Source organism: Methylobacterium sp. A52T (assembly GCF_053346095.1).
This window is the reverse complement of record NZ_JBKFBI010000243.1, coordinates 1-4,491: the sequence shown is the minus strand read 5'-3', so window position 1 is coordinate 4,491 and position 4,491 is coordinate 1. Positions and strand designations below refer to the sequence as shown.

4 protein-coding genes are annotated in these 4,491 nt (G+C 73.3%); 3 read left to right on the top strand and 1 reads right to left on the bottom strand.

Features of this window, described 5'->3' with window-relative positions:
- Nucleotides 1-96: 96 nt before the first annotated feature.
- The 3 genes from ACLBYE_RS29770 (at nucleotide 97) to ACLBYE_RS29760 (ending at nucleotide 3,894) form a co-directional block, all read left to right on the top strand.
- Entirely contained in the window at nucleotides 97-738 is a 642-nt protein-coding gene (locus tag ACLBYE_RS29770; RefSeq protein ID WP_447696916.1) for an HAD-IA family hydrolase, read from the top strand.
- Nucleotides 739-897: 159 nt separating this feature from the next.
- Complete coding sequence (locus ACLBYE_RS29765) at nucleotides 898-2,016, top strand: metallophosphoesterase (protein ID WP_447696915.1); 1,119 nt, start codon at nucleotides 898-900, stop codon at nucleotides 2,014-2,016.
- 381 nt (nucleotides 2,017-2,397) lie between these two features.
- On the top strand, nucleotides 2,398-3,894 hold the full coding sequence (locus ACLBYE_RS29760; protein WP_447696917.1) for a diguanylate cyclase domain-containing protein: 1,497 nt from the start codon (nucleotides 2,398-2,400) through the stop codon (nucleotides 3,892-3,894).
- 116 nt (nucleotides 3,895-4,010) lie between these two features.
- Here ACLBYE_RS29760 and ACLBYE_RS29755 read toward each other — a convergent pair.
- Nucleotides 4,011-4,491, bottom strand: a 481-nt coding sequence (locus ACLBYE_RS29755; protein WP_447696914.1) for an autotransporter outer membrane beta-barrel domain-containing protein, incomplete at its 5' end; no start/stop codon positions are given.

The following is a 4,491-nucleotide window of genomic DNA, read 5'->3' as shown; positions in this document are numbered from 1 at the left end:
GACCGACGCGCGCTCCGGGCCCCGTCGGCGCGGCCCGAGGCCCCCCGGCGCCGACGCCGCCCGATGCGGCGCCCGATACGGAAGGAGAAGCCCATCATGACAGCCCATCGGTTCGACGCCGTCCTGTTCGACCTCCTGACGGCCCTGCTCGACAGCTGGTCCCTGTGGGACTCGGTCGCCGGCAGCGCGGAGGCCGGCCGCCGGTGGCGGGCCGAGTACCTGCGGATCACCTACCGGACGGGGGCGTACCGGCCCTACGAGGATCTCGTGGCCGAGGCCGCCGAGGCGGTGGGCCTGCCGCGCCGCCTCGCGGCGGACCTCGAGGACCGCTACGGCGAGCTCCGGCCCTGGCCCGGTGTGACGGAGACCCTGCGGGCGCTCGCGGCGCGCTCCGTGCGGCTCGGCGTCGTGACCAACTGCTCCGAACGTCTGGGTCGCATCGCCGCCCATTGCGTGGGGGTCGAGCTCGACGCGGTCGTCACGGCGGAGCGCGCCGGCTTCTACAAGCCGGATCCGCGTCCCTACCGGCTGGGACTGCAGGCCCTCGGGGTCGAGCCGGCGCGCTGCCTGTTCGTCGCGGGCTCGGCCTTCGACCTCGTGGGGACGGCGCAGGTGGGGCTGGCGACGTACTGGCACGACCGCGTGGGCATGGCGGCCCCGGACGGCGCGTCGCCCCCGCTGGCGCACGAGACCACCCTCGATCCGCTGCGCGCCTGGTTCGATCCGGGCGCGCGCTGACGCCGACACTCTCCGGGCGCGGCGGGGGTAGGCGGGGCGGGCGACGGACCGGCAGAGGGTGCCTCTCGACCCCCGCGAGGCGAGCCGATGAGCCGCCGCGTGCGGGCGGCCCGGCGCAAGCTTTGCCTTTCGGCCGTCGCCCGGTCCATGTAGCCGCCCATGATCCGCCTCATCCCCAGCCTGCCCGCGGCCTACGTCATCGCGCGGGTGGTGTGGCCCCTGCCGGTGCCGCTCGCGCTCAGACTCGGCCTCGCCGCGCTCCTCCTGGTCGCCTCCCAGTACCACCTGTGGAGCCGCCTCTCCTCCGGTTCGGTCTTCGCGCCGGAATTTCCGCGCCCCGTCGTCATCCTGTTCAACTGGGCGTTCGGTGCGATCGCGCTGGCGGCGGTGATGCAGCTCGCCCTCGATGCCGTCGCGCTGATCGCGCTGGCGCTGCCCGGGGGCGGCTGGGCGATCCCGACCGCCTGGCGCATCGCGGTGGCCCCGACGGCCGCGGGCCTCTCGGCCGTCGCCGTGTGGCAGGCCGTGCGCGTGCCGCCGCTGAAGGACGTCCCGGTCGCGATCGCGGACCTGCCCCCCGGCCTCGACGGCTACACGATCCTGCACCTGACCGACCTGCATATCAGCCGCCTGTTCCCGGCCGCCTGGGCGCGGGCCGTCGTCGCGCGGGCCGACGCCCTCCAGGCCGACCTCATCGTCGTGACCGGCGACTTCATCGACGGTTCGCTGGAGGCCCGGCGAGACGACGTCGCGCCGCTGCGGGCCCTGCGCGCGCGCGACGGTGTCTGGGCCGTGCCCGGCAACCACGAGTACTTCTTCGACCACGACGCCTGGATGCGCCATCTCGCGGCGTTGGGGATCCGCGTCCTCGCCAACACCCACACGATCCTGAGGCGCGGGAGCGCCGCGCTGGTGCTGGCCGGCGTCACCGACCGCTCCGCGCCCGCCACGGGGCATCCGGGGCCCGACCTCGACGCGGCCCTGGCGGGCGCACCGCCGGGCGCGCCGATCGTTCTGCTGGATCACCAGCCGGCCAACGCCGCGCGGGCCGCGGTGCGCGGCGTGGCGCTCCAGCTCTCCGGCCACACCCACGGCGGCATGATCCGCGGCCTGGACCGGCTGGTGGCGCGCGGCAATTCCGGGTTCGTCTCGGGGGCGTACCGGGTCGGGGCCATGCGGCTCTACGTCAGCAACGGCACCGGGCTCTGGCCCGGCTTCGCCCTCCGGCTCGGGCGTCCGTCGGAGCTGACGCGGATCACCCTGCGGGCAGCCACCTGACGCGCTCGCGCCGTCTCGCGGCTTCTCGCGGCTTCTCGCGGCTTCTCGCACGGGTCGGCGATCCAGGCCCGGAAGCTCCCGTCGCCGGCCGAAGTCCGCAGCGCCGGACACGCGGCTGTTTTCCCCCGGGAGGGGCCATGTTCGTCGGAACGGCGGCCCCGGGTCGCTGCCGAAGCGCCGCCAGGCTGGACAGCCTCCGGCCGGCTCGCGGGAGAGGAGCGGTGAGAGCGGCCCCTGCGCGCGTGCCGGACAGCGTCGGTCCCAGGGCGAAGCCGGGCCTCGATGAAAGGTCAGGCTATCGCACCCTCGATTAAACCTTCTCGTCGTATTCCCGGGACACCCTCTTGGCTCCGGCGAGGTCGAACAGTGCTGCAGGGGACCATATCGAATACCCAACGTGAGGCACTCCGCCAGCAGGCGCTGGCCGAGATCGCCCTCCTCGACACGCCGCCGGAGCGTGAGTTCGACGCACTCGCCAGGCTCGCGCAGCGCATGCTCGGCACCGGCATGTCCTCGATCACCCTGATCGACCCGGAGCGCCAGTGGTTCAAGGCGCGTTGCGGTCCCTTGGCGGCCGAGACGCCGCGTGCCCAGGCGTTCTGCCCCGTCGTGTTCGAGACGGAGGCTCCGCTGATCGTGGCGGATGCCAGCCTCGACCGGCGCTTCGTGGCCAGCCCCTTCGTCACGAACGCCCCGTACATCCGCTACTACGCGGGCGTGCCGGTCCGCGTCCGGCAGGCCGACGGCGACAAGATCACGATCGGCACGCTCTGCGTCCTCGATGAACAGCCCCGCGAGCCGACGACGACAGACCTGGAGGTGCTCGAAGAGTTGGCCTGCGTCGCGGAGGCGCTGATCGAGGCGCGCGCCGTGGCCCTGCGCGCAGCCGAGGCTGCCGAAGAGCGCCGGATGGCCGTCGAGGGCCTGGAGCGTGAGCGCCGCCAGTTCAAGCAGGCGGAGCGCATGGCCGAGATGGGCTCGTACCGCTACGATATCGAGACGCAGTCGACCTCCTGGTCGGACGGCGTCTTCGTCATTCACGAAATGCCCGTCAGCGGCGGTGTGCCGATCGGCGCGATCATGAACTTCTTTCCCGAGCCCGATCGCGCCCTCTTCCGCGCGGCCGTCAGGCGCGTGCTGGACACGGGCGAGCCGTTCGAGATGGACGCCGATTTCGTGACAGCCAAGGGCAATGCCCGGCGCGTGCGGTGCTCCTGCGAGATCGAGTTGGTCAAGGGTAAGCCCGTCGCCCTCATCGGCCTGATCCAGGACATCACCGAACGGCACAGCTTGGAGCAGCGTCTCCGCCATCAGGCGCGCACCGATGACCTGACGCAACTCGCCAACCGAGCCGAGTTCCACCGCGCGCTCGACGCGCGGCTGCGCGAGGCGCGCGCTTCCGACGACGATGTGGCTGTCCTCCTGATCGACCTCGACGGCTTCAAGGGCGTGAACGATCGCCTCGGGCATGCGGCCGGCGACGAGGTTCTGCGTCGCGTGGCCGAGCGGTTGCGTGCGCCCTGCTACGCCGGTTGCTTCCCGGCACGGTTGGGGGGCGACGAGTTCGCGATCCTGGTGCCTGCCGCCCGCGACGGCGCGGGCGTGCAGGCGATGGTGCGGCGCCTCCTGCACGACCTCGAGATGGTCATGAAGGGGCAGGGTCAGATCGCGCGGGTGACGGGAACGATCGGCCTCGCGCGGTCACGGGAGGCCGGACAGGACCGCGACGTGCTGCTGCGCCACGCCGACGCGGCCCTCTACGCCGCGAAGCGTAGGCAGAAGGGGACGGCTGAAACCTACTCGGCCGCGGCGGATCAGACGGCCACGCCAGTTCGCGGCGCGTCCGCTCTCGAGTTGGCTCCTCAACGACGCCTCTGACGCGGAGTCAGGCACACGACCCTCTGGCCGGGGTTCGGCGGACGAGGGCGCAGACGGGATGGGCACGGGTGCCGGGAGCGACCCGGCCGCGACGAGGAGCGTGGCTCAAGAGGCCCTCACCACGCGGCCTGGAGGCCGGCGGAGAAGACCTGGGCGGTGGCGCCCGTTCGGACGTCGCCGGCATAGCCCACCGACAGCCGCACGCCCTCGGCGACCGCCCCCGTCAGGCTCACCCCCAGAACCGCGCCGTCCCGCCCCAGCGCGCTCGTCCGGCCCGCGAACCCCGCCCCGAACAGGCTCGAGCGAACCACCGCCGCCGTGTCGGCCAGCTCGTGCGCCCAGTACGCCCGACCCTCCAGCCGCAGGTCCGGAATGTCCGCCAACGCCCAGCTCGTCACCCGCCCGCCGACGAGGCTGCGCGCCGCGTCGAGATCGGCCACCGCGAACCCCTGCCCGCCGAACCCCTGCCCGACCAGACCTTGCCCGACCAGACCGCCCCGCTCGGACACCCGGCCCCGCGTCAGCCGGTCGTAGCTGAAGCCCACCTCCGGCACGACCTCCACCGGCAGGCCGGTCGCCAGCGCGTACCCGGCAAAG

Coding starts and splice junctions, on each gene's coding strand:
- ACLBYE_RS29765 (WP_447696915.1), top strand. CDS start 898: ATGATCCGCCTCATCCCCAGCCTGCCCGCGGCCTACGTCATCGCGCGG.
- ACLBYE_RS29770 (WP_447696916.1), top strand. CDS start 97: ATGACAGCCCATCGGTTCGACGCCGTCCTGTTCGACCTCCTGACGGCC.